This is a genomic window from Acinetobacter sp. HR7 (assembly GCF_000773685.1).
GTDB lineage: Bacteria > Pseudomonadota > Gammaproteobacteria > Pseudomonadales > Moraxellaceae > Acinetobacter > Acinetobacter thermotolerans.
In genome coordinates this window covers 90,170-113,099 of record NZ_JPQO01000167.1, presented here as the reverse complement: position 1 = coordinate 113,099, position 22,930 = coordinate 90,170, and the positions used below count along the sequence as shown (strand labels likewise).

General features: G+C 44.2%; 23 protein-coding genes and 1 other RNA gene. 12 read left to right on the top strand and 12 right to left on the bottom strand.

Annotation, left to right across the window (positions count from 1 at the left end; all coding sequences use genetic code 11):
• Positions 1–276 precede the first annotated feature (276 nt).
• From GW12_RS08875 to GW12_RS08865, 3 genes are all read right to left on the bottom strand, one after another.
• Positions 277–1,221 carry a sensor domain-containing diguanylate cyclase gene (locus GW12_RS08875; RefSeq protein ID WP_034586432.1) on the bottom strand — a complete coding sequence of 315 codons (945 nt, stop codon included), beginning with the start codon at positions 1,219–1,221 and terminating at the stop codon, positions 277–279.
• Between the two features lie 209 nt (positions 1,222–1,430).
• Positions 1,431–2,765, bottom strand: a complete 1,335-nt coding sequence (pepP, locus tag GW12_RS08870) for a Xaa-Pro aminopeptidase (protein ID WP_034586429.1) — start codon at positions 2,763–2,765, stop codon at positions 1,431–1,433.
• A gap of 97 nt (positions 2,766–2,862) precedes the next feature.
• Positions 2,863–3,501 (bottom strand): UPF0149 family protein, encoded by a 639-nt coding sequence (locus GW12_RS08865; protein ID WP_034586426.1) that lies wholly within the window; start codon positions 3,499–3,501, stop codon positions 2,863–2,865.
• A 64-nt stretch (positions 3,502–3,565) separates the two neighbouring features.
• On the opposite strand from GW12_RS08865, the gene GW12_RS08860 reads away from it, so the two are divergent.
• The 3 genes from GW12_RS08860 to ssrS all read left to right on the top strand — a co-directional run bounded on the left by GW12_RS08860 (position 3,566) and on the right by ssrS (position 4,689).
• On the top strand, positions 3,566–4,123 hold the full coding sequence (locus GW12_RS08860; protein WP_034586423.1) for a hypothetical protein: 558 nt from the start codon (positions 3,566–3,568) through the stop codon (positions 4,121–4,123).
• Complete coding sequence (locus tag GW12_RS08855; protein WP_034586420.1) at positions 4,120–4,407, top strand: cell division protein ZapA; 288 nt, start codon at positions 4,120–4,122, stop codon at positions 4,405–4,407. The genes GW12_RS08860 and GW12_RS08855 overlap by 4 nt, the downstream gene beginning before the upstream one ends.
• 97 nt (positions 4,408–4,504) lie before the next feature.
• Positions 4,505–4,689, top strand: a non-coding RNA gene (gene ssrS, locus GW12_RS15450) — 6S RNA.
• 68 nt (positions 4,690–4,757) lie between these two features.
• On the opposite strand, the gene GW12_RS08850 is transcribed toward ssrS, so the two are convergent.
• Entirely contained in the window at positions 4,758–5,207 is a 450-nt protein-coding gene (locus GW12_RS08850) for a hypothetical protein (RefSeq protein ID WP_034586417.1), read from the bottom strand.
• 77 nt (positions 5,208–5,284) lie between these two features.
• A complete protein-coding gene (locus GW12_RS08845) occupies positions 5,285–6,535 on the bottom strand; it encodes a YncE family protein (RefSeq protein ID WP_034586414.1) in 1,251 nt (416 codons plus the stop codon).
• A gap of 238 nt (positions 6,536–6,773) precedes the next feature.
• On the opposite strand from GW12_RS08845, the gene GW12_RS08840 reads away from it, so the two are divergent.
• The gene (locus GW12_RS08840) at positions 6,774–7,400 is read left to right on the top strand and encodes a 5-formyltetrahydrofolate cyclo-ligase (RefSeq protein ID WP_052127902.1); all 627 of its coding nucleotides are present in this window, start codon (positions 6,774–6,776) and stop codon (positions 7,398–7,400) included.
• Between the two features lie 114 nt (positions 7,401–7,514).
• The gene (gene lon, locus GW12_RS08835) at positions 7,515–9,941 is read left to right on the top strand and encodes an endopeptidase La (protein WP_034586412.1); all 2,427 of its coding nucleotides are present in this window, start codon (positions 7,515–7,517) and stop codon (positions 9,939–9,941) included.
• Between the two features lie 70 nt (positions 9,942–10,011).
• On the opposite strand, the gene GW12_RS08830 is transcribed toward lon, so the two are convergent.
• Entirely contained in the window at positions 10,012–10,959 is a 948-nt protein-coding gene (locus GW12_RS08830) for a M28 family peptidase (protein WP_034586409.1), read from the bottom strand.
• Positions 10,960–11,111: 152 nt separating this feature from the next.
• On the opposite strand from GW12_RS08830, the gene rlmH reads away from it, so the two are divergent.
• The 3 genes from rlmH (at position 11,112) to GW12_RS08815 (ending at position 13,441) form a co-directional block, all read left to right on the top strand.
• Entirely contained in the window at positions 11,112–11,594 is a 483-nt protein-coding gene (rlmH, locus tag GW12_RS08825) for a 23S rRNA (pseudouridine(1915)-N(3))-methyltransferase RlmH (protein WP_034586406.1), read from the top strand.
• A 122-nt stretch (positions 11,595–11,716) separates the two neighbouring features.
• Positions 11,717–12,493: a class III extradiol ring-cleavage dioxygenase gene (locus GW12_RS08820; protein ID WP_034586403.1), complete on the top strand. Its 777-nt coding sequence runs from the start codon at positions 11,717–11,719 to the stop codon at positions 12,491–12,493.
• Between the two features lie 177 nt (positions 12,494–12,670).
• Positions 12,671–13,441: an META and DUF4377 domain-containing protein gene (locus GW12_RS08815; RefSeq protein ID WP_034586460.1), complete on the top strand. Its 771-nt coding sequence runs from the start codon at positions 12,671–12,673 to the stop codon at positions 13,439–13,441.
• Between the two features lie 71 nt (positions 13,442–13,512).
• Here the strand turns inward: GW12_RS08815 and gdhA are convergent, their stop codons facing one another.
• Positions 13,513–14,856, bottom strand: coding sequence for an NADP-specific glutamate dehydrogenase (gene gdhA / locus GW12_RS08810; protein ID WP_034586400.1), 1,344 nt, complete (start codon positions 14,854–14,856; stop codon positions 13,513–13,515).
• A 347-nt stretch (positions 14,857–15,203) separates the two neighbouring features.
• Between gdhA and GW12_RS08805 the strand changes: the two genes are divergently transcribed.
• Together GW12_RS08805 and nth are read left to right on the top strand one after the other, a co-directional pair.
• Positions 15,204–15,995, top strand: a complete 792-nt coding sequence (locus tag GW12_RS08805; RefSeq protein ID WP_034586399.1) for an RnfABCDGE type electron transport complex subunit B — start codon at positions 15,204–15,206, stop codon at positions 15,993–15,995.
• Between the two features lie 7 nt (positions 15,996–16,002).
• Positions 16,003–16,707: an endonuclease III gene (gene nth, locus GW12_RS08800; protein ID WP_034586398.1), complete on the top strand. Its 705-nt coding sequence runs from the start codon at positions 16,003–16,005 to the stop codon at positions 16,705–16,707.
• Between the two features lie 72 nt (positions 16,708–16,779).
• Here the strand turns inward: nth and GW12_RS08795 are convergent, their stop codons facing one another.
• From GW12_RS08795 to GW12_RS08780, 4 genes are all read right to left on the bottom strand, one after another.
• Positions 16,780–16,971, bottom strand: a complete 192-nt coding sequence (locus GW12_RS08795) for a hypothetical protein (protein ID WP_034586395.1) — start codon at positions 16,969–16,971, stop codon at positions 16,780–16,782.
• Between the two features lie 83 nt (positions 16,972–17,054).
• The gene (gene adk, locus GW12_RS08790; protein WP_034586393.1) at positions 17,055–17,714 is read right to left on the bottom strand and encodes an adenylate kinase; all 660 of its coding nucleotides are present in this window, start codon (positions 17,712–17,714) and stop codon (positions 17,055–17,057) included.
• 84 nt (positions 17,715–17,798) lie between these two features.
• Positions 17,799–19,115 carry a membrane protein gene (locus tag GW12_RS08785; protein WP_034586391.1) on the bottom strand — a complete coding sequence of 439 codons (1,317 nt, stop codon included), beginning with the start codon at positions 19,113–19,115 and terminating at the stop codon, positions 17,799–17,801.
• A gap of 66 nt (positions 19,116–19,181) precedes the next feature.
• Positions 19,182–19,703, bottom strand: a complete 522-nt coding sequence (locus tag GW12_RS08780; RefSeq protein ID WP_034586388.1) for a hypothetical protein — start codon at positions 19,701–19,703, stop codon at positions 19,182–19,184.
• 237 nt (positions 19,704–19,940) lie between these two features.
• On the opposite strand from GW12_RS08780, the gene mrdA reads away from it, so the two are divergent.
• Both mrdA and rsmD read left to right on the top strand, forming a co-directional pair.
• Complete coding sequence (mrdA, locus tag GW12_RS08775) at positions 19,941–21,971, top strand: penicillin-binding protein 2 (protein ID WP_034586386.1); 2,031 nt, start codon at positions 19,941–19,943, stop codon at positions 21,969–21,971.
• Between the two features lie 2 nt (positions 21,972–21,973).
• On the top strand, positions 21,974–22,534 hold the full coding sequence (gene rsmD, locus GW12_RS08770; RefSeq protein ID WP_034586384.1) for a 16S rRNA (guanine(966)-N(2))-methyltransferase RsmD: 561 nt from the start codon (positions 21,974–21,976) through the stop codon (positions 22,532–22,534).
• Positions 22,535–22,628: 94 nt separating this feature from the next.
• On the opposite strand, the gene GW12_RS08765 is transcribed toward rsmD, so the two are convergent.
• Positions 22,629–22,829 (bottom strand): hypothetical protein, encoded by a 201-nt coding sequence (locus GW12_RS08765; RefSeq protein WP_034586457.1) that lies wholly within the window; start codon positions 22,827–22,829, stop codon positions 22,629–22,631.
• Positions 22,830–22,930: the final 101 nt, after the last annotated feature.

Genomic DNA, 22,930 nt, shown 5'->3' with positions numbered 1-22,930 from the left:
GCTTTTGAAACTGTCGCACCTCATGTTTGAATTCGCCATTTTTGATTAATTCTCACCCAAGATTATGCGAGCTTTAGCGGAACGAATATGTAGTCTTGATGCTAAAAAATCCCTTTTCTGTGTAGATCTATGTTGAATAAATGTCATGTTATAAATGACAAATTTTAATTACGTTAGTTTTCTTTGATTACTTAGAGCTCTAAGTAATCTGGATATTTTTATTGCTAATAATGATCCTCTTTAATCCTTTCTAAAAGATCATTTCTTACATAAAAATTAACCATTCAACAATTTGGCCTGTTTCTTATGCGCATACATCTTCTTATCCGCCTCAATTAAAACCTCATGCAAATCAGTGGTTAATTGACGGGCAGCAAAGCCTATCGCAACATGAATATCCGCAGCAGAAAACATCTCGGTCAGACGTTGATATAAAACTGCCGCATCTGCTGCTTTGGTTTCAGGACATAAAATCGTGAATTCATCCCCGCCGATCCGTGCGATCACATCATTCACCCGCATATGCTCTATCAGCAAATCTGCAGTACGCTGAATGAGTTGATCTCCCGCATCATGTCCAAACTGATCATTGACCTGTTTTAAATCATTCAAATCGATACTGAATATCGAAGCAGGTAGACCGTAACGCTGACAGCGCCCTTCCTCAGCTTCCAATAACTGATCCCAAGCCCGGCGGTTATATAACCCAGTGAGACTGTCGGTAAGCGCTTCCACCTCATAACGCTCACGTAAACGGCGCTGTTTATTTTCCCGCAATTCACTTTGCAGAATCGAGCTTAATAAACTACCCAACAACTCAACCAGTGCTGCATCTTTGATGATTTCTTCAGAGTGCGGTTCATTATCAATTGCACAAATAGTTCCGAATATTGAACCATCTTCTAGATAAAGAGGTTCCCCAATATACGATTTAATCGATAAGGTCTTGGCGATTTTCGCCTTGGCATACAGCTCAATTTGCTCAGAACATGGTGCAATTTTAGGCGTGGCGCCCTGCACCATGTGATAGCAAAAAGAATCCGCCCAACGGAAAACATCACCAGGCTTTACCGCATATTTTTCATTTTCAGCCTGCAAGATAATCCAATCCTCATTGTCTAAACGAGTGATCATCCATAACCCGAAACCAAAGTGGTGATGCAAATATTGAAGTACTAATTTTCCTGCTTCTTCAAAATTGTGAAACTTAATGGTGTGCATAAATAACACTCAACTTTATGAGTATTGGCAAATACTACTTGGGAGATTTTAATCACTAAATTATATAAGAGTTGAATAGAAAAAATGCCAGATATTTCGAATGATCTTGATCGGGAAATAAAATAACTGAACTTTTAATTTGATCCTTTACACACTATTTTCCTAAACAAAAAAGCCAGTCACGTGACCGGCTTTTTTACAATCCACTTTTAAGCAGCACGGGCTTTAGCTATAAGCGCTTCAATATCTTCTACGGTTTTCACCACTTTTGCGGTTAATACCAGTGGACCATTCTTGGTCGCTACGACATCATCCTCAATCCGGATGCCGATACCACGCCATTTTGGATCAACAGTTTCATCATCCGGAGCGATATACAGTCCTGGCTCTACAGTGACGACCATACCTTCTTCATAAGCACGCCAGTCACCACTGGCTTTATAAGTCCCGACATCATGCACATCCATGCCCAACCAGTGACCGGTACCGTGCATATAGAATTGGCGGAAACTCTCGGTTTCGATAATTTCCTCAATATCACCCTGCATGATGCCTAGATCCAGCAAACCCTGAACCAAGATACGTACCGCAACATTGTGCGGTTCTTTATAAGAATTACCGATTTGAACCGCATTGATTGCGGCAAGCTGCGCATCCAGCACGACATTATATAAAGCTTTCTGTTCTGGACTGAATTTACCATTGACTGGGAAAGTACGGGTAATGTCTGAGGCATAAAACTGATATTCACAAGCTGCATCAATCAGGACCAGATCGCCATCTTTCAGCTCTTTATCATTTTCGACATAGTGCAGAATGCAGGCATTTTCACCGCCGCCAACAATACTGTTATAGGATGGTACACAGCCATTCTTGCCAAAGACATAATTCAGCTCAGCTTCCAGCGCATATTCCATCATGCCCGGACGTACAGTTTGCATTGCACGTGTATGTGCTTCCGCAGAAATATCCGAAGCAATCTGCATCAGTTCGATTTCATTGGCATCTTTATGTAAACGCATTTCATCGACAATACGATCTAGCTGAATCACTTGAGCAGGTGCAGAAGTCCCCCGACGGCTTTCACCATTGGCTTGGGCAATCCATTTCGCGACACGCGCATCAAACTCGGCATTGTGCCCGATGCGATAAAACAGTTTGTCCTTGTTCTGCAGTTTAACCAGAATTTCTTCATCCAGCAGATCAATCGCATAGGCTTCATCTGCTTCATAATCGTCAATGGCACCATCAATGCCAGCCCGGTAACCATTCCAGATTTCCATCTCACGGTTACGCTCACGGCAAAACAGACTGTAGGTGTAGCCTTCTTCTTCGGTATCAAACGTTTCAATGACTGCCACTGCTTCTGGCTCGGCAAAACCGGTCAGGTAGAAGAAACTGCTGTCAGCACGATATTTATAGTCAGCATCACGGTTACGAATCGCGACTGGACTCGTGGCAATAATGGCGATACTGCGTAGCCCCATTTCTCCTGCGAGGATGTCACGGCGTTGCTGAAATTCTGCTTGTGTCAGTTTCTTCATTGGACCTTACTTCTTATCTATGCTGTTGTTCACTATAAAATAATATTCCGGCAAAAGTTAAATCCTACTTACCGGAATATTGAAGCTAAATTAGAGTTTAGCTTGGACGTTTAGGCGAGAAAATCTCCACCACAGATTGCGGCTGGGTATCTGACTCTTTTTTCTCAGTTTGTTCCTGCCCAATAAAATGTTGTAGTAATGGAGTTTCATCCACTTCTACTTTTTTACGGCCCATAGATAGGCTTACCGGAATCAGACGCACAAATTCATACAGTTCCTGATAGCTTTCTTCGCCTTCGGCATCATCATCTGAATCTTCAAATTCGACTGCTGCCACATCCTGTAAATGTTCAATCAGTTCGCGTTCATCACTGCGGATATGACCTGAAGCCAGACCAAAACCAAGTACAACACCGGCACACCAGTCGGCCAATGCCTGTACTCGTTCAGCCAGTGTATGTTCATCATCTGGAAGCAATGGCAGGTAATCCAGCTCATCTTCAGACAATGAGTGGAATACGTCTTCCGCCTCGCCAGTCAACAGATCCAACGCTTCAGGATTAAGCTCAGGAATATCCAGAGTTTCCAGAATCTGTACCCACTCTTCACTGGTCGGTGCCTGAGTGACACAAACGATGCCAGTAAGCAAGCCATGTAACTCGCTTGGGCTGGAAATTTCTTCAATTGATGAAAAATTACGGTGCCAATCTGACCAACCTGAAATATCGTCTTGCATTCGTTTATCCAATCTCTATACTGCTTATATATTACCTTTGTTTGCAATACTGTGCGACCTCGATATGTTAGAAGAATTACAGCGTCTACAAGTGCATATTGGCGTTTTGAAAACGCGACTTGCACAACTGGAAAGTGAAAATTCCAGCTTACGTGAAGAACAAGACTCCTCAGTGAGTCAACATCAAGCCGAAATCAGTCAAAAAAACAGCATTATTAGCCAAAAACAACAAGAAAATGACAGCCTCACCGAACAGCTGGCTGAATCCCGCGCGCAATATCAACAGCTGAATAATGATGCCACTGCACTTGCTGACCGCTATAGCCGTCTGGAAAAAAGCTGTACTGACCTGAAAAACCGCTTTCAGGAAATTCTGGCTGAACGTAACGAACTTCGTGCACTGAAAGAAAAACTGCTACAAGAACAACATCAGTCGCATCAGGAAATCCAGCGCCTGCATCAGGAAACGGATCGTTTAACCCAGAAAAATGAGCATGCCAAAGCCAAGGTTGAAGCGATTATTCAGCGTCTGGCGATTCTGGGTACCGCACAAGATCATCATGCACAGGAAATTCAACAATTGGCCCATCCAACCGAATCGACTGAGGAAGCATCAACATGAGTGAACAGATCACTATTGATTTAAGAGTGCTGGGCCACAGTTTCCGTCTGGCATCTACCGCAGATCAGCGTGAAGAACTGGAACGTGCTGCAGAATTATTGAATGAGAAATACGATGAATTTCGTCGTAAAGCACCACGTATGGAACCAATTAAACTGGTGATTATGGTGGCGCTGGAGCTGATGCAGGAAGTGCTGACCATGAACAAGTCTTTGCAGCAGTACGCACACTGTGAACGTTTGTTACAAACTATTTTAGAAGAGGTTGAGGAACTCGCTGAATAAACAGAATTTTTGTTTAAACTTCATCCGATCAACGGTCAAGTTTACAGTTCCAACACAGCATTCAGTTGTCTCCTAAGCATTATCAGTTATACTAAGTCTAACTCTGGGATGTTCGCCAGCGGGTCAGATTCCCCTGAGCCGATATTTAAATCTTAGGATTGCGTTCTGCATATTTAGAGCGTATGCCCACCTCGAGTGGGAAACCCAGCAAGTATGCGTCGCGTCCACCTTGAACTTTAGGGTTCAAGGGTAATGACATGCAGCGGCATCTCCGGAGTGTCTTTATTTTTCAAATAAAAATCACTTGTTATTAATATTGTTTTTAATAATTCCCCCTTTCTTTATCCAATTTAGTTTTCAATTCGCTTAATTTCTCGCGCTAACTCCATATCCATTTCCGGTAATACCTGTCTTAAAAATTGCAATGTAGCAATTGCTTCATCTGTCGTTACAGCCTGAGCTTTAACCAGTTTGTACTGCTCGTCTGCAAGTTGACTCACTATACGCAAATCAGGCTTCTGTCCTTGGCTGAGTTGAGTCGTGATATCTGAAATTTTTAAATAAAGCGCATCTCGTTGCTGGATCAATTCAGGTTCTAATTCTGAAGTTTTTATATCTTCTTCCACGCCTGTAACCATGACCTCAGATTCAGATCTCTGCTGAGTTTCTAAAAGAGGATTTTCTACTTGTGGATTTACTATTCCGCCATTGTCTGCGTTATTTGAATAAAAGATGAATATCAAAGCACCAAAAAATATCGCTATTATGCCCATCCCCAGCGATTTATTTTTATCTAGCATTTTATGTATCCCAGCAAAATATCTTAAAGCTATCAGCCTTCGACCAATAGCTTTAAGACTTTAAATGAGTTATTGAGTTATGGCGTAGACCAGTCAGCTGGTGCATAACCGATACGGACACGCTGTGGATGGTTGCCTACAGGTACACTTCGAACTTTATGACCTGTAGCAAAATCAATAACTGTGACAACATCTGCCTCACTTTCAGAAATCACACAGTTTTTACCATCTGGACTTACGGTCGCCCAATATGGTTTCCCTGCTGAAATGAGTGGACCTGCTGTTAAAGTTTTACGATCTACAATGGTGGCATAATCATCCATGGTGCCTGCTACACATAATTTTTCTCCATCCTCACTGATTGAAAGTCCGTGATGGCGAGAATCATTGACCCATTTAGTACGGTCACTTGGAATAGTGCTGCTACCTGGCAGCTGGCCAATCTTGGTAATTTTGTCTTGATTTAAATCATATTCAATCAGACCATTAAAGAAAGACACCTGCGCGTAGATTTTGCTTTCATCCTTGCTTAAGACCATTGGACGAACTGAATTAGATAAATCTTTACGACCAAATTTATCTAAAGCTGGACGGAAATCAATTTTCTTCAGTACTTTAAACGTATTGGCATCAGCAATTGTCAGATAGCGTTTACCCTTGGTAAAGTCTTGCCACTGTGCATCTAACGATGTTTCCACATTACCAATGGCAGAGTTTATAATTTTACTGCCTCCATTGAAGTAGATATTTTCATGTGGTTTGTCACCCGTTGCAAAACGTCCAAGCTCCTTACCAGTATTAATATCTAAAACCTGTACGACATTCCCTGAAGATGCTGAAACTGCAATACGCTGCCCATCTGGAGAAACTGCCATATGATCTGCCCGGAAACCTTCTACGGGCTTACGCCAATTAATTTTTCCAGTTTTAATATTGATTGAAACCACATCTGCAAAGCTTGGCCGTGAAGCCACCACCGACTGACCATCCGGAGTGGAATACATATCATCCACTAACTGATCATTACCCTCGCCCGCTGTAGCTTGAATGTAGGTATAGGCAATCAGTTTGATGGGGTTTAGGTGAATTTCTAGTAAGCGCTCTTTGCGATCTGGAATCATATTAATAACACCAATTTTTTCAAAATTACCCGAAGGCTTGATGACCGTCACAGTACCATCCCAATTATTCCCAACAAAAAAGACCTGTTGGGTACCTGGAGGTGCCGGTTGATTCATTGTTGCTGCATAACTTGATGCTGAAATCAGTGCTGCACCGCCAAAAATGAGTTGCATGAACCGTGTCAAAGGTTGGATTTTCCTGGTCATTATTCTAGTCCTTATCATTTTTATATTCTTATTATGTTGAGTATTTGCCAGATGTAACTATGGGCAGACCTCAAGCCCATTCAATATACAAAGGTCTTTTGAAACGGTGTGTAGTTTCCGATAAAGGTTCTTGAACAACTTAGACAGCACCTAGGTATTCTTGATTAAATATCCATTTTTACTTTCCTCCTTTCATCCCTTAAACTAAATCCGCCCTACTAAGTAACTTCTAAAATTTATGACTACGACCATCCCGGAACTTCGCAAACACCTCCGCAAAGCCCGTCGTCGTATATCAAGATTTCAACAAAGAAAGTCGGCCCAGCAGGTACTCAATCTATTCAGGTTAAGGCTGAATCCACAATTTAAATCTGCAAAAAAAATCGGTTTGTATTTAGATGCCTTTGGCGAGATTCATACTCGACTACTCATCGAGTATTGTTTTGCACAAGGCAAACTGGTTTATCTTCCTGTCATTTGTAATATGAATCAGCACCTAGTCTGGGTGCGGATCACTCCACATCAATACCGAAATAAACGCTTTTCCCACCATGGGCTGGGTATGCGGGAACCACTGCAACACCGAGGTGTGCATGTCTCCAAACTTGATCTGTTGATCATGCCTTTACTTGCATGTGACGACCGTGGTACAAGAATTGGTATGGGCGGGGGCTATTATGACCGGACTTTAGCAACGGCGTATAAAAAGCCCTATCGTCTTGGTTTGGCACATGATTTACAAGTGGTTGAAAAAACTTTACCACGTGAGTCTTGGGATCAACCTTTGGATGCCCTATTAACACCAACACGCCTGCTGCGTTTCAAGCGTTATTACGGGCATCCGGATGTACCAAGATCTTTCTAAATCAAATAATTAATCAATAATTATACAATTTCATCTGCACAGCCCTTGTAATTTTGAAATTACCCATCACTATAAAATACATGGCAACACCGTTGTCACTCATTAGGAGTGCCCATGTCTGAAATTATTATGAATGAAGAAAGCTTCGAGCCTCAGGTTCCAAGTGTATTACCACTTTTAGCGCTGCGTGATGTGGTGGTGTACCCACACATGCAAATTGCGCTATTTGTTGGCCGTGAAAAATCGATCAATGCAGTTGATGTGGCTCGTAACAGTGACAATCTAGTATTTGTGGTTGCGCAAAAAGATTCGCTTACAGAAGAAATTGATCACGATAACCTTTATCAATACGGTACTGTCGCGAAGATTGTGCAAGTTGTGAATCATGAGAATGATGAGAACTGTATTAAAGTTCTGATCGAAGGCCTGTATCGTGCCAAATTAACTAAAATCATTGACGACACGAACTACCTGACTGCTGAGCATGAACTCAGTCCAATTACTGTCAATATTGACAAAGATACTCAGGCAACTCGTGTGCAAGAGCTACGTGCCCTGTTTGCTCAATATGCAGAAGCGAAGTTACGTAATGCACGTGAACTGATCGCTGCTGCAAACAAAATTGATGACCTGCTTCAATTACTGTTCTTCGTGGCAACGCGTGTTCCGTTGAATATTGAAGTCAAACAGAAATTCCTTGAGCACGATGAGTTTGAGGCACATCTGAATGAACTCATGACCTATCTGTTACAACAGTCTGAAGAACAACAGATTGAGCAGACTTTGCATGATTCAGTGAAACGCCAGATGGAAAAGAATCAGCGCGAATACTTCCTGAATGAGAAAATGAAAGTCATTCAGCGCGAACTGTCTGACCTGAACGGTGGTGCTGAAGATGATGTGGCTGAGATTGAAAAACGTCTTGCAGAAGCAGACCTGCCTGAGCATGTGCGCAAGAAAGCTGAATCTGAATTCCGCAAACTGAAAGCAATGCAACCTGCTTCAAGTGAAGCGGCTGTAGTTCGCAACTATCTTGAGGTGATCCTGGATACACCTTGGAACAAGGCGAGCAAAGTCAGCATTAACCTGAAGAAAGCACAGGAAATTCTTGATGCGGACCACTATGGTCTGGATGACGTCAAGGATCGCATTGTGGAATATCTTGCAGTTCAGTCTCGCGTAAAAAAACTGCGTGGTCCAATTCTTTGCTTGGTAGGTCCTCCAGGTGTGGGTAAAACTTCACTCGGTGAATCTGTAGCAAAAGCAACTGGCCGTGAGTTTGTGCGTATGGCCCTCGGTGGTGTACGTGACGAAGCTGAAATTCGTGGTCACCGTCGTACCTATATCGGTGCGATGCCAGGTAAGATCGTGCAGTCTCTGACTAAAGTCGGCGTGAAAAACCCACTATTCTTGCTCGATGAGATCGACAAGATGGCTCAGGACTATCGCGGTGATCCAGCTGCTGCTCTGCTTGAAGTACTAGATCCATCACAAAACAACAAGTTCAATGACCACTATCTGGATCTTGACCTTGACCTGTCTGAAGTGATGTTTATCTGTACTGCGAACAGCATGAATATTCCTGAGGCTCTGCTTGACCGTATGGAAGTGATCCGTCTGCCAGGTTATACCGAAGACGAGAAGATCAACATTGCTGAACGCTACCTGGTTCCGAAAGCGATCAAGAACAATGGTCTGCGCAATAAAGAGCTGACTGTGCATGAAGATGCAATTCGTGACATCGTACAACGTTATACCCGCGAAGCTGGTGTTCGTAGCCTGGAACGTGAAATCTCTAAGATTGCACGTAAAGTGGTGAAAGAAGCAGTTAGCAAGAAAGCGAAAAACCTTGAGGTTGACGTGACTTCTGCAAACCTGCCTGACTACCTCGGTCCGCACAAATTCGACTTCGGCATGGCTGAAGAAGAAGCTCAAGTGGGTCGCGTAAATGGTCTAGCATGGACTTCAGTTGGTGGAGAGTTACTGACCATTGAAGTTGCAGCAGTTCCTGGTAAAGGTAAATTCATTACTACCGGTTCACTAGGTGATGTAATGAAAGAGTCAATTACCGCTGCCATGACCGTGGTTCGTACCCGTGCGGATGAACTAGGTATCGAAGCATCACGCTTTGAAGAAACTGATGTACACGTCCACTTGCCAGAAGGTGCAACACCGAAAGATGGTCCATCTGCAGGTCTTGCTTTAACCACTGCCCTAGTATCTGCATTCACAGGTATTGCGATTCGTCCTGACATCGCCATGACTGGTGAAACCAGCTTACGTGGCCGAGCAATGCGTATCGGTGGCTTGAAGGAAAAACTGCTTGCTGCACACCGTGGCGGCATCAAGACTGTGTTTATCCCTCAGGAAAACGTGCGTGATCTGACCGAAATTCCTGAAAATGTGAAGGAAGGTCTGGAAATCAAGCCGGTGAAATCCATCGACGAGATCTTGCCACTGGCTCTGATTTCTATGCCAAAACCTTTGGTGAAAACACCCATCGTGAAAGCACCTGAAGAAGGTAAAGCAGCGCGTCACTAAGTGATCTAGCTAAACAAAAACCCTGCTCCGGCAGGGTTTTTTATTGTTTATTTGAAAAATATCGAATGGTTTAAAGATTCAGAATGGTATCGACCAACCCATCAATCACATAAGTCATTTTTTTTAGGTTAAGTTTATCCAAGGTGTCCTGCTCAGTATGGTCATAAGGATAACGATAATGTGCCGTATCGCTGATCAATACTGTTGGATAATTTTGTCGCGCATAATTCAGATAACCGGAATAATCCATGCTGTGCATAAAGTTTGGGATAATAAAACGCTCACAATCCAACCTCTGGCGTCGTTGCATCGCATCACAGAAATCACTGGTCAGTCCCACCGAACTGAGATGCCCAATACTGGCAATAAAATTGGCATGTTTCGGATAGATCCATTTCAATCCAGCTGGATAATTCTGTACCAGATTTTCGTCATAGTAACCAATCGAATCCAGCACAAATACACCTTTAACCTTCTGCTTGCTCTTTTTTAAGGATTTGGCATGAAGATAACTGCCCATATGTTCAGTTTTGAAATAAGGTGGTTCTTCCAGCGTATAAAACACAAATTCGATATTATTTTTCAGTTTGTTTTTTTGCAGACTGAGCAGACGTGCCGTTTCCAATACTCCAACCACACCCGAAGCATTGTTATTTGCTCCCAAAGTATTGGCGAATACATCATAGTGCGCCCCAACCACAATAGAACTCCCGGCTTTGGCATTTAACTTACAGATCAGGTTTCGATAACTTAGGCTATTCACCTGATAGCCCTGATACTCACATGGCACACCGAAACGGCGCATCTGCTCTTTCAGCCAGGCCGAAACCCGGTTCAGTTCAGCTATATTTTTATGGTTCCGAAATTCATCGAGACTTAAAATCTGGCTAAAAAACAGCTCCAGATTTGCCACCTGTGCATTTCGCTCTGGATTCGCCCAAGTCCAGCCTGGAAAGATCAATGAGAGACTAATCAATAACCCTAAAAAACTTCTTCTTAAAATCGCTGCAATCCGCATTTGTTATTATCCATATCCTGATCAAGCGGAAACTTGACTCTGTCTATATATGCAGCAGCAGATTTTCCAATTCAATTTCAATTTGTTTACAGACTCAACTTCATGTTGTTTCATCGTTATAATGGGCCTCTCCTGAACAAAATGAAGTCTGTATGAAAATCCGTATTCTGACCATCGGTCAAAAAATGCCTAGCTGGGTACTCACTGGTTTTGAAGATTACTTCAAGCGTATACAGCCTTTTGTTCAGACTCAGATACTTGAGCTGCCGATGGCCAAACGCGGCAAAAATGATTCGGAAGCCGATATCCTGAAATATCGCAATATTGAAGGTGAAAGCATTTTAAATGCCCTCAAGCCAAATGAAACCCTAATTGCGCTTGAAGTGGGTGGTCGTGAATTCAGCACCGAAAAACTGGCAGAAACCATGAAAGGCTGGATGCTGGAAGGCAATGATGTGGCACTAGCCATTGGCGGACCGGATGGTCATTCTGAAGCAGTACGTAAAGCAGCCGCATGGCACTGGTCACTCTCCAAACTGACCCTGCCACATCCACTAGTCCGTGTGATGCTGATTGAACAACTGTACCGTGCGATGAGTATTAACAACAATCATCCCTACCATCGTGCAGGCTAGGCAGAATGGACAGTGTTCCATTTCTGCAACGTATTGTTGGACAAGAGTGACTCCCCTATAGCCTGCATTTCATGCATTATTAATCTACTTTCTTTGAATTATTTCCAGTTGTGGCCTGAACTATGAATCTACAAACGCTTCCCGGCTTATTTATCTCACATGGCTCACCGATGCTTGCCCTGAATCCTGAGCAAGTCGGCCCGGCGCTGGAACGTTTGAGTATTAACCTACCCCGCCCACAGGCCATTATTGTCATGTCGGCACACTGGGAAAGTAATGCTCTGGAAGTAAATACTGGAATTCGCCCAGAAACCTGGCATGACTTCCGTGGTTTCCCGCCACAGCTTTATCAGATGCGCTACCCGGCACCGGGTGAACCCGAACTGGCAGAAAAAATTTTAGGCATGCTCTCTGAAGCCGGTTTGCATGCCTATGCCAACAATACCCGCCCAAATGATCACGGGGTCTGGATGCCACTGCTACACATGTATCCTGAAGCGGATATTCCGGTGGTTGGTATTTCCCTGCCTATGAGCAGGACTGCACATGATATCTATCGGATTGGCCAGACGCTGGCACCATTACGTGGACAGCAGATTCTACTGATCGGCTCCGGCAGCATCACCCATAACCTGCGTGAACTGGATCGTACCGGTCAGGCGGTGACTATACCGGAATGGGCCTCAACCTTCCGCAACTATGTAGTCAGCAAACTGACTCACAGTGATTATGAAGCTGTACTGGACTGGCCAAACCTTCCTTATCTGCAACGTAACCACCCGACGCTAGAACACTTTGCCCCACTATTCTTCTCAATGGGTACCGGCACACGTTTTAGTCTGGTGCATAGCAGTTTCAGTATGGGATCACTGGGGATGGATATTTACCGTTTTGACTAAAATGGTATTTGCAGTACAAACCTTGATCTGGGCTGCATTAATTTCTTATTGTCTATTTTTTCCTGCCTAAAATTTGGATACATTTTGCTACCAAAATCTTCAAAATGTATTCATATCTTTTAAAAATGAATAGGTTAAGCTTCGAGCTGTTTAACTTACTTCATGATTATTCATTCAATGAAATTAAAATATTTATTTGCGCTTGTTCTTCCTTTTAGTCTGGCTGCCTGCCAATCCAATGATGTGCAAAAAGTGGGAGATCTCGCTGTGTCTGTACTCCAACAGCAAAATGCTGCAAAAACCCTAACCGCCTATGAATGGCATCTGGATACCGGAGCAACTGATCATCTAGTGTTGAGTTTCCATAAAGACAATCGTTTTAGTGTGAAAACCATGTGTAACAGTTTAGGTGGAAGCTGGAATATCAACGCTGATAAACTGGAAACGGGCACAGTCATTTCCACCATGAAAGCCTGCACCCCTGAAGCCATGCAGCAGGAAAAGCTAGCGGGTGAAATCTTTGATAATCACCAGCTTCCCTTTAACCTGAATGCGACTGATACCGAAGCACCAACTTTAACTATTACCGCGAATAATCAGCAGTATGTTCTACACGGTAAAATGACACCAGAAACTAAATATAATGGTGAAGCTGAAATCGTTTTCCTGGAAATTGCACCAGAAACCAAACCATGTACCGGTGTCGCACCGCAAATCTGTTTGCAGGTACGAGAAGTCAAATATAACGAACAGGGTTTAAAAACTCTGGTCGATCAGGACTGGACCCTGTTTTATGACCAGATTGAAGGTTTTAGCCATAGCCCAAATGAACGCCAGATTATTCGGGTAAAACGCTTTGAAATCAAGCATCCGGTGGCTGATCAGTCTAAATATGCCTATATCTTTGATCTGGCTGTGGAACGTGAAGCCGTGAAAGGTTCACTATAATTTATTCTCAATAGATATAAAAAAACCGGAGCAATCACTCCGGTTTTTTCAAGCTTAAACTAAGTCAGAACTTAGAATACGCCTTGAGAAAGCATTGCGTCAGCAACTTTTACGAAGCCAGCGATGTTTGCGCCGTCTACGTAGTTTACAGTACCGTCTTCTTTAGTACCGTATTTCACACAGTTGCGGTGAATTTCTTTCATGATCGCATGCAGACGTTCGTCAACTTCTTCGAAAGTCCAGCCTAAACGCAGAGCATTTTGAGACATTTCCAGACCAGAAGTTGCTACACCACCTGCGTTAGAGGCTTTACCTGGAGCGTAAAGGATTTTCGCTGCAACGAATTTCTCAACTGCTTCAAGTGTAGAAGGCATGTTTGCACCTTCAGCAACGCAGATAGTACCGTTTGCAAGAAGTTTGTCTGCATCAGCACCGTCCAACTCGTTTTGAGTTGCACATGGAAGCGCGATATCACATTTGATACCCCAAGGACGTTGACCTTCCAGGTATTCAAAACCGTGAGCAGCAGCAAATTCAGAGATACGACCACGTTTCACATTTTTCAGTTCCATTACTTCAGCAAGAAGTTCAGTAGTGAAACCGTCTTTCACGTAAACAGTACCGTTAGAGTCAGAAAGTGAAACCACTTTCGCACCCAGGAACATTGCTTTTTCAGCAGCGTACTGAGCCACGTTACCAGAACCAGAGATCGCTACAACTTTGTCTTTGAAGCTGTCGCCACGAGTTTTCAGCATTTCTTCAGCGAAGTACACAGTACCGTAACCAGTTGCTTCAGGACGAGCCAGTGAACCACCGAAAGTCAGACCTTTACCAGTGAATACACATGAAGTGTCATTGCTGAGTTTTTTCATCATACCAGCCATGTAACCAACTTCACGGCCGCCCACACCGATATCACCCGCAGGAATGTCAGTGTTAGAACCAAGATGACGGTAAAGCTCAATGATTAACGCTTGGCAGAAGCGCATGATTTCGCCTTCTGACTTGCCTTTAGGGTCGAAGTCAGAACCACCTTTACCACCGCCCATAGGCAACGTAGTCAAGGCATTTTTGAAAGTTTGTTCAAAGCCCAGGAATTTCAGGATAGACAGGTTCACTGATGGGTGGAAACGCATACCACCTTTGAATGGACCAATCGCTGAGTTGTATTGTACGCGGAAAGCACGGTTCACTTGTGTTTGACCTTGGTCATCTACCCAAGCCACACGGAACTGGATTGCGCGTTCTGGTTCAACTAGACGTTCTAGTAAGCCGTGAGCTGCGTATTGTGGGTTCTTTTCAATGAACGGCCACAAGCTTGTCATCACTTCTTCTACAGCTTGAAGAAATTCTGGTTGATGTGCATCACGTGATTTAACGTAATCTAGGAACTCATTAAGTGTTTTGTATTTCAACGCTTAATCCTCAGCAGAAAATGGATCAAAATTGGTCAAATTTACAATCAATGTTAAATTTTGGCGCAAAATATTAAATATCTTTTGTAACTAATCCACAATAGGTTTTTTCAAAAAAATTGAAAATTAATTTTATAACAATCATTTATATTTATTATGAATCAAATTAACATCTTAAAAAAACTCAGTTTAATCAAAGTTTAATTGTTATTTTATGCCTTAAAATAATGCAGTTTGTGTACCTAAATCGGGCACAACTTTAGTGTTAAAAAACATGTTAATATTTATATTCAGACATATTTTGTTTCACCTCTTGTAATGCTCAGCACGAGCGGCTTTGACTTAACATGAATTCGCAGATCTCTCTCATCCAGTCCATTGATGCTTTATTGCCCCAAACCCAGTGCGGTTTATGTGGTCATCGTGACGGCTGCCTGCCCTATGCCCAAGCCATTGCCGAGGGAGAAGATGCCAACAAATGTATTCCGGGTGGACAACCTGTTGCAGATGCCCTTGCCCGCTTGCTCAATCGCCCACGACTTGAAGCGGAAAAAAGTGTCTGGCCAGTTCAGACCGATGGTCGTCCGCAACGCATGAAAGCAGTGATTCGTGAAGATGAATGTATCGGCTGTACCAAATGCATCAATGCCTGCCCGGTGGATGCCATTATTGGTTCTGGCAAGCTGATGCATACCGTATTGACCGATCTATGCACTGGTTGTGAACTTTGTATCCCACCCTGCCCAGTCGACTGTATTGATCTGGTTGAAGATATCCAGCCACTCATGACCGATGAGCAGCGCATCGAAGAACAGAATGACCTGCGCCGCCGTTACTATGCCCATATCCAGCGTGAAGAAAAACGCCGCATCAACCGCAAAGGTCCGGTGGTACGTGCCGAAATTAATACTGAGCTATTTGCTGAGTTCTCAGCGCATAGTGCGCATGTACCCGTGATTGAAATTGTAGAAAAGCCGGCTGAAACTATTGTCACGACTGATGCACAGACTACAATTCAACTGGCCAAACTTCGTACTCAGATCAAGAAACTGGAAAAACAACTGTCGGTACGTGAAGATGCCCGTAAACGTGCGCAGCTTGAAGAACTAACCCAGCAACTCCAGGATTTACAGGGATAAGACATTGATGACCACTGCAACTGGCAAGCCTGTCAAAAACATGACCCGCAAGCAGATTCAGACCTTCTTTGAACGCCTGCGTGAACAACGTCCCCATCCAAAAACCGAACTGAATTATTCCAGTCCGTTTGAATTGCTGGTCGCCGTCACTCTTTCTGCACAAGCAACGGATGTCAGTGTTAATAAAGCCACGGATAAACTGTTCCCTGTCGCCAATACCCCAGAAGCAATTTATGCACTCGGTGTAGATGGACTGAAGGAATATATTAAGACCATCGGGCTGTATAATTCCAAGGCCGAAAATGTCATCAAAGCCTGTGAGATGCTGATCAAGAAGCACAACGGCGTCGTGCCCAACAACCGTGCTGATTTAGAAGCTTTACCGGGTGTCGGCCGTAAAACGGCAAATGTGGTGTTGAATACTGCTTTTGGTCAGCCGACCATGGCTGTCGATACCCATATTTTCCGTTTAGGTAACCGTACCGGTTTGGCAATCGGCAAAAATGTACTGGAAGTTGAACATCGTTTAGTGAAAGTCATTCCCAAAGAATTTATTGTGGATGCCCATCATTGGCTGATTCTGCATGGCCGTTATTGCTGTATCGCGCGCAAACCGAAATGCCATGAATGTGTAGTGTCGGATGTGTGTAACTGGCCAGACCGTTTTGACTTTGGCGCAATGAAACCGATTGCAGTGAAAAATATTGATTAATCCTATTCTAAAACAAAAAAAGCTGAACTTCGGTTCAGCTTTTTTACGCAAATTCATCATCTGACAAAACTTCTATTTCTTGGTTTTGTTACGCTGTTCGAGTTCTGCCTGAAGTTTCGGATGCAACTGACGTGCAGGTATTTTGCCAGCATTTTCCCGTTTTTCCTGTTTGTTCACTTTAGTGAGCATACGGGCACTCATGATCACCAGTCCCACGAGAATGACCAAGAACACCACCATGAGCAAGATCAGACCAATTTTCACAGTTACTGTTCCCTATACATCCCAATAAAAAGAGCCCTAATATGACTTAGAGCTCTTTGAATGTCAAAATGATCGAAGGTCGATTATTTTGATTGGTCCAGAATCGCGAACAGATCAGTTTGAACTTCGTCGATTGGACGTAAACCGTTTAGCTTGTCGTAAGTCGGTGCATTTTCACCAGACGCTGCGCGGCCTTGGTAGAAGCCAACCAGCTGCTCAGTTTCAGCGTGGTATGCGCCAAGACGTTTACGGATAGTTTCTTCCTGGTCATCTGGACGTTGAACCAGGTCTTCACCAGTTTCATCATCTTTACCTTCCACTTTTGGTGGGTTGTAAACGATGTGGTAAACACGACCAGACGCTGGGTGCTGACGACGACCTGAAAGACGTTTTACGATTTCTTCGTCTGGCACATCAATTTCAATCACGTGATCAATTGCGATGCCTTCTTTTTCCAGCGCTTCCGCTTGAGGAATGGTACGTGGGAAACCATCAAAAATGCAGCCATTTGCACAGTCAGGTTGAGCAATACGTTCTTTAACAAGACCGATGATCAACTCATCAGAAACCAAACCGCCATTTTCCATGACGCTTTTAGCTTGTAAACCTAATTCAGTTCCTTCACGAATTGCAGCACGGAGCATATCACCGGTTGAAATTTGTGGGATATTGTAGCGCTTACAGATCAACTGAGCTTGTGTACCTTTACCTGCTCCAGGTGGTCCGAGTAAGATAATGCGCATATATAAACATCCTCATTTTTTAACAATGTATAGGACACCAAATGCCCGGATCTACCCAAAGATATCCGGCATTTCAGTATCTCGTTATAAGAAAGCCACAAACAAATGGATTAAACCCGCGAAAAAACCGGTAACTCCACCGAGTACAATCAGAATCCATTCATCTTCCTGAAAGGCTGGACGTAACAGGTTCTGAAACTCTTTCGGTGTTAACTCGCGTATGCGGTCTCTAAACATTTGATAGATTTTCTGTGCACGGCTCGCATTAAACGCAGGGTCGCATACAGGCACCATCGTAATTTCAATCGAGCGATCGATCAAGTCTGTCTTGAGTTTTGCATACTCTTTTGGTCCTAAAGACAACTGTAAAGAGGTCCGAACCAGCGGAGTTTCCATAATTTCGTTAATGTGGCGTTTGACGATCCGGCGGGTTTTGTCTTTTTTCCCACCATACATCATTTCAGTCATGATTGATTTTAACGTAATCAGATCTTCTGTCACTACGCTCGCGAAGACGTCAGAGACTTCTTCCTGACGTTTCATAAATGCACCTTGTATGTTATAGGTGCCAATGCGTGGAATAACTGGCTTGATCCACGGAAACTTGCGATTTTTAGTCAATTCAAAGAACTGCGGGTATTTCACGTAATGCGGTTCAATCGGGTTAAACACCATCCAGATCGCGATCCAGTTGGTCAGGAAACCCCAGATGGAAGCCCAGAACGGTACGGTCCAGTGCCATGGCACCACGAACCAGACAATCATCTGGAACAGACCAAAGAACATCCCGATCACAGCACTGATATGCCAGATAAAGTTGATTTCTTTCTGCCCGACTTTCAGGAACATGCGTACCATCAGACGGCGGTCACCTTCCATCTGGCTGACCACCATTTCCCGCATATCTACCAGTGACTCGACATTCATGGTCAGCTCAGTCACCAGTTGACGCAAAATATTTGGAAGCTGTTTATGCGCTTGAGCATAGATCCGGCGCTTGATCGAATACGGCAGGTTTTCCCAGAGCACTGCATTGCGGTCAATCATGACTTCATCAATCAGGTGTTCCAGTTCAAAACCGACCTGTTCCCCGATGATACGAGCCATGTCTTCCGGATCCATCGCTTGCAGGAATTCCTGAATCGAACCCAGTTTCGACAAGGTATTATCGGTAATAATCCCGGAAATCCGGCCGGCTTTACGCGGCACAATGCCCTGCCAGCCGACTGGCAGTGGACCAATATGAAATCCCCAGAAAGTAATTGGATAGAACACCATTTTCAGCGCCATCCAGACGTGTGCCCAGGTAACGAATGCTGTGACAGGTATAATACTCAGCACGGCCCAGAAATCGGGACGTTGCAGAAAGGTTTGCCACAACTCGTTAACGTACTCAAGCATGTATAACTTCCATATGTAATTCTTTAATTCACAGAATACGGTTATTTATCAAGTCGAATATTTTGTCTATAAACCGATACTTAAAGTATAGGAGAATTGTAGTACCGGTTCAGTCTCAGCTACGACATAGCCACTACTGCTGGTCAGCTTTTCCCCTGCACCGATGCCGACACTGAAGGTACTGATCCGTTCTGAACTCAGCATGATATAAGCAATATCTATTCCGCCGCCTAGTTGAGCTTCATATTCCCCATCGACCTGTTTGGTCTGTAGATGTCCGGCATAAACCCCGACATAATACCCATTTTTGTCCTTTCCTGTGAGATGTGCCGGGTAACGAAAGCCAGCTTGTGCACCAACTGTCTTGTCATCGTCCAGAAAAACACCAGCTTTCACATAACCAATCCCATACGGGTTTACCCATTCCGGATTGACATGAATCATTTTCTTCGTGAATCCCGCCCCAATATTCCAGGTACTGGCTTGAGCATCCCCTAATTTTGGCTCAGGTGTGGAAAATATCTGGTCTTGTGCATAAGCCGCATTCGTCATCAAAGCCAATGCCAGCAAAGGGTAAAGTTTGTTCATTCCTTTTCACCAATATCCGTAAATCATTATTGTTTTTAGGTATCTTGCTTTTTATTCACTTTGGACTTTAGCAGAATTATTCAACGAGTTGTATACAAAGCACCATAATTTTAATGTCTGCAAAGTCAACGTTCAGCACATGGACAGCCAAGTCGTTTTTAAATATCCAAAGCAGGTCAGTTGCGCTAGAATATTCCACTTTCTTTTAATCCGTGTTCAGGTCTAAGTCGATCTCGTATGAAGCAACATTTTCCCCTAAAAAATGTACAGCAGGAAAAACGCATTTATCGCAACCGTGTGTTTTTCTCGATTGGCTTGGTCACCATCTGCATGCTGCTTTTGGTCAGCCGCTATGCCTATCTGCAGATCGTCAGCTTTGACAAGTTTAATACCGCTTCTGACCAGAATCGTATCCGCCTGCAACCCCTAGCCCCTGCCCGCGGCTATATCTATGATCGTAACGGGATTTTACTGGCGGATAACTATCCGGTATTTACTGCGACCATGAGTCGTGCAGATGTGGAAGATATTGAAGGAACGATCAAACGCCTGACACCGATTCTGGAACTGACCCAGGAAGATATTGACCGCTTCCACAGCCGGATCCACACCGCGCGTAAAACTGAACGTGTATCGATCAAGCTTAACCTGACCGAAAATGATATTGCCCGCTTTAGTGAAGTGAAATATCAGTTTCCAGGGGTGAAGATTGACACCCAAATGACCCGTTACTATCCACATGGTGAGCTGTTTGCGCATGTGATTGGTTATGTGGGCCGGATTAACGATAAAGAACTGAAAGAGATTGACAAAGACCTGTATGCCGGCACCAACCTGATCGGGAAAATCGGGGTTGAAAAATATTATGAAGACCTGCTGCATGGCGTACCGGGCAATGAATCAGTAGAAGCCGATGCGCATGGTAATGTGTTGCGTCACCTAGGACGTAAAGAGCCGGTTCGCGGCAATGATATGTATCTGTCTCTCGACTATGGTTTGCAAATGGTCGCATCAGAGCAGCTGGCTGGGCGTCGCGGTGCGATTATTGCCATGGATCCGAATACCGGTGAAATTCTGGCACTAGTCTCCAGCCCAAGTTTTAACCCGAACCTGTTTGTGACCGGGATCAGTTCTAAAGACTATGCTTTCCTACGCGATAATCTGGATCAACCGTTGTATAACCGTGCGGTGCAAGGGGTGTACCCTCCTGGCTCTACGATCAAGCCTATGTTTGGTCTCGGTGGCCTGCACTATGACCTGATCGACTGGGGCACAGCCATTTCCGATCCTGGCTATTTCTCTTTACCTGGGGATTCGCATAAATTCCGTGACTGGCGTAAGTCTGGTCATGGCTCGGTCAACCTGCATAAGGCACAGGTGATTTCCTGTGACACCTTCTATTATATTCTGGCCTACCGCATGGGCATCGAACGCATGAATGAATGGATGCGCCAGTTCGGTTTTGGAGAGAAAACTGGTGTGGATTTGCCGAGTGAAAGCTCTGGTCTATATCCAAGTCCGGAATGGAAAATGCGTACCCGTAAATCCAAATGGCTACGCGGTGAAACTATTTCTGTGAGTATTGGTCAGGGTGCTTTCACCGCGACGCCATTACAATTGGCGATGGCCACTGCGATTACCGCCAACCAGGGTTCGCATGTCACTCCTCATGTGCTGCGTGACAGCAAAGGCGCCAAAGCCTACAAAGCGCATAATGCCCCGGATGGCAAAATCCAGTTTAACGGCAAGCCTGAAGACTGGGCCAAAATGCGCGATGCTATGGTGGATGTGGTAGAAGCTGGTACAGGTCGTGGTATTCGCACCCCCATGTATCTGATCGCGGGTAAGACCGGTACCGCCCAGGTAAAAAGTATTGCGCAGGGTAAACGCTATAACGAAGCCCTGCTGACTGAACGTCAGCTCGACCATGGTCTGTTCGTTGGTTTCGCTCCTGCCGATAAACCGCAAATTGCCGTCGCCATCATTTGGGAAAATGGTAAACATGGCGCTTCCGCTGCCCAGTTAGCACGACCAATTTTTGACTATTGGCTACTGAAACGCAAAAAAGAGCCAATTGTGCCATCAGCCCACCAAATTAGTGGCGGCCTGATGACAGCGGGCATCAAACCGGGTGAATTGCCAAGCGGTTCAGGCATTCTCAGCCCGGATAGTGCGGCCACCCCAGCCAACCAGCAACAAAACACCAATACAAGTGCAACACATCCAGCTGCACCTGCACACCCCGCCACTGCGGTTGAAGGAGATTAAGCATGAAAAATCAGCTGCGTATTATTGGTGGTGACTGGAAACGTCGTCAGCTGGCTTTTGCCAGTATTGAAGGTTTGCGTCCGACGCCAGACCGTGTTCGTGAAACCCTGTTTAACTGGCTGATGTGGGATGTACAGAATGCTAAAGTGCTAGACATTTGCACTGGCTCTGGTGCACTCTCTTTTGAAGCTTTATCGCGTGGAGCAGCCAGTGTCGTCATGATTGAACCTGACCGTACTCAAGCACAATTCCTGACTCAAAATCTGGAACTTTTAAAAGTAACCAAAGCACGTGCCCAACTCAAAGTTACTACGGCGCAACAGGCCCTGCCCAATTTAAAAGATCAATTTGATCTGGTATTTCTGGATCCACCGTATAGCCTGAATTTATGGACTGAACTGGCTGAACTGGCTGATCCATTGATTCAAACTAATGGCTTGATTTACGTTGAAGCCGACCGTGAATTACACACTTTACAACTTCCAGCATCATGGCAGCTGATCAAAAATACCAAGGCTGGAACGGTTCGTGCTGGACTCTATCAGAAAAAAGTCAGTGCATAATCCTAACTTTGCACAACATAAAAAAGGATTCCATTAAGGAATCCTTTTTTATTATATAGTGGAGTAATAATCAAAAAGACCATGAACCATCCTATTAACGGCTACGTCGCCAGTCACGGTTGTCACGATCACGTTTCCAATCACGATTATCTTTATGTTTCCATTTCCCATCATGATCCCGGTCATAATGGCCATGACGGTCGCGATAACCACGGTCATCATCATAATATGGATCCATCACACAGCCAGTCAGGGCGACTACCAATACCGATGACAGCACTATCATTTTTTTCATATTGATCACCTCCATCCTTTACCCTGTCAGTATCAGGCCTTTTCATGAAGAGTAATCGAAGCAAATGTTGATCTCTTGTTTGAATTTGTTTGCGTTTTATA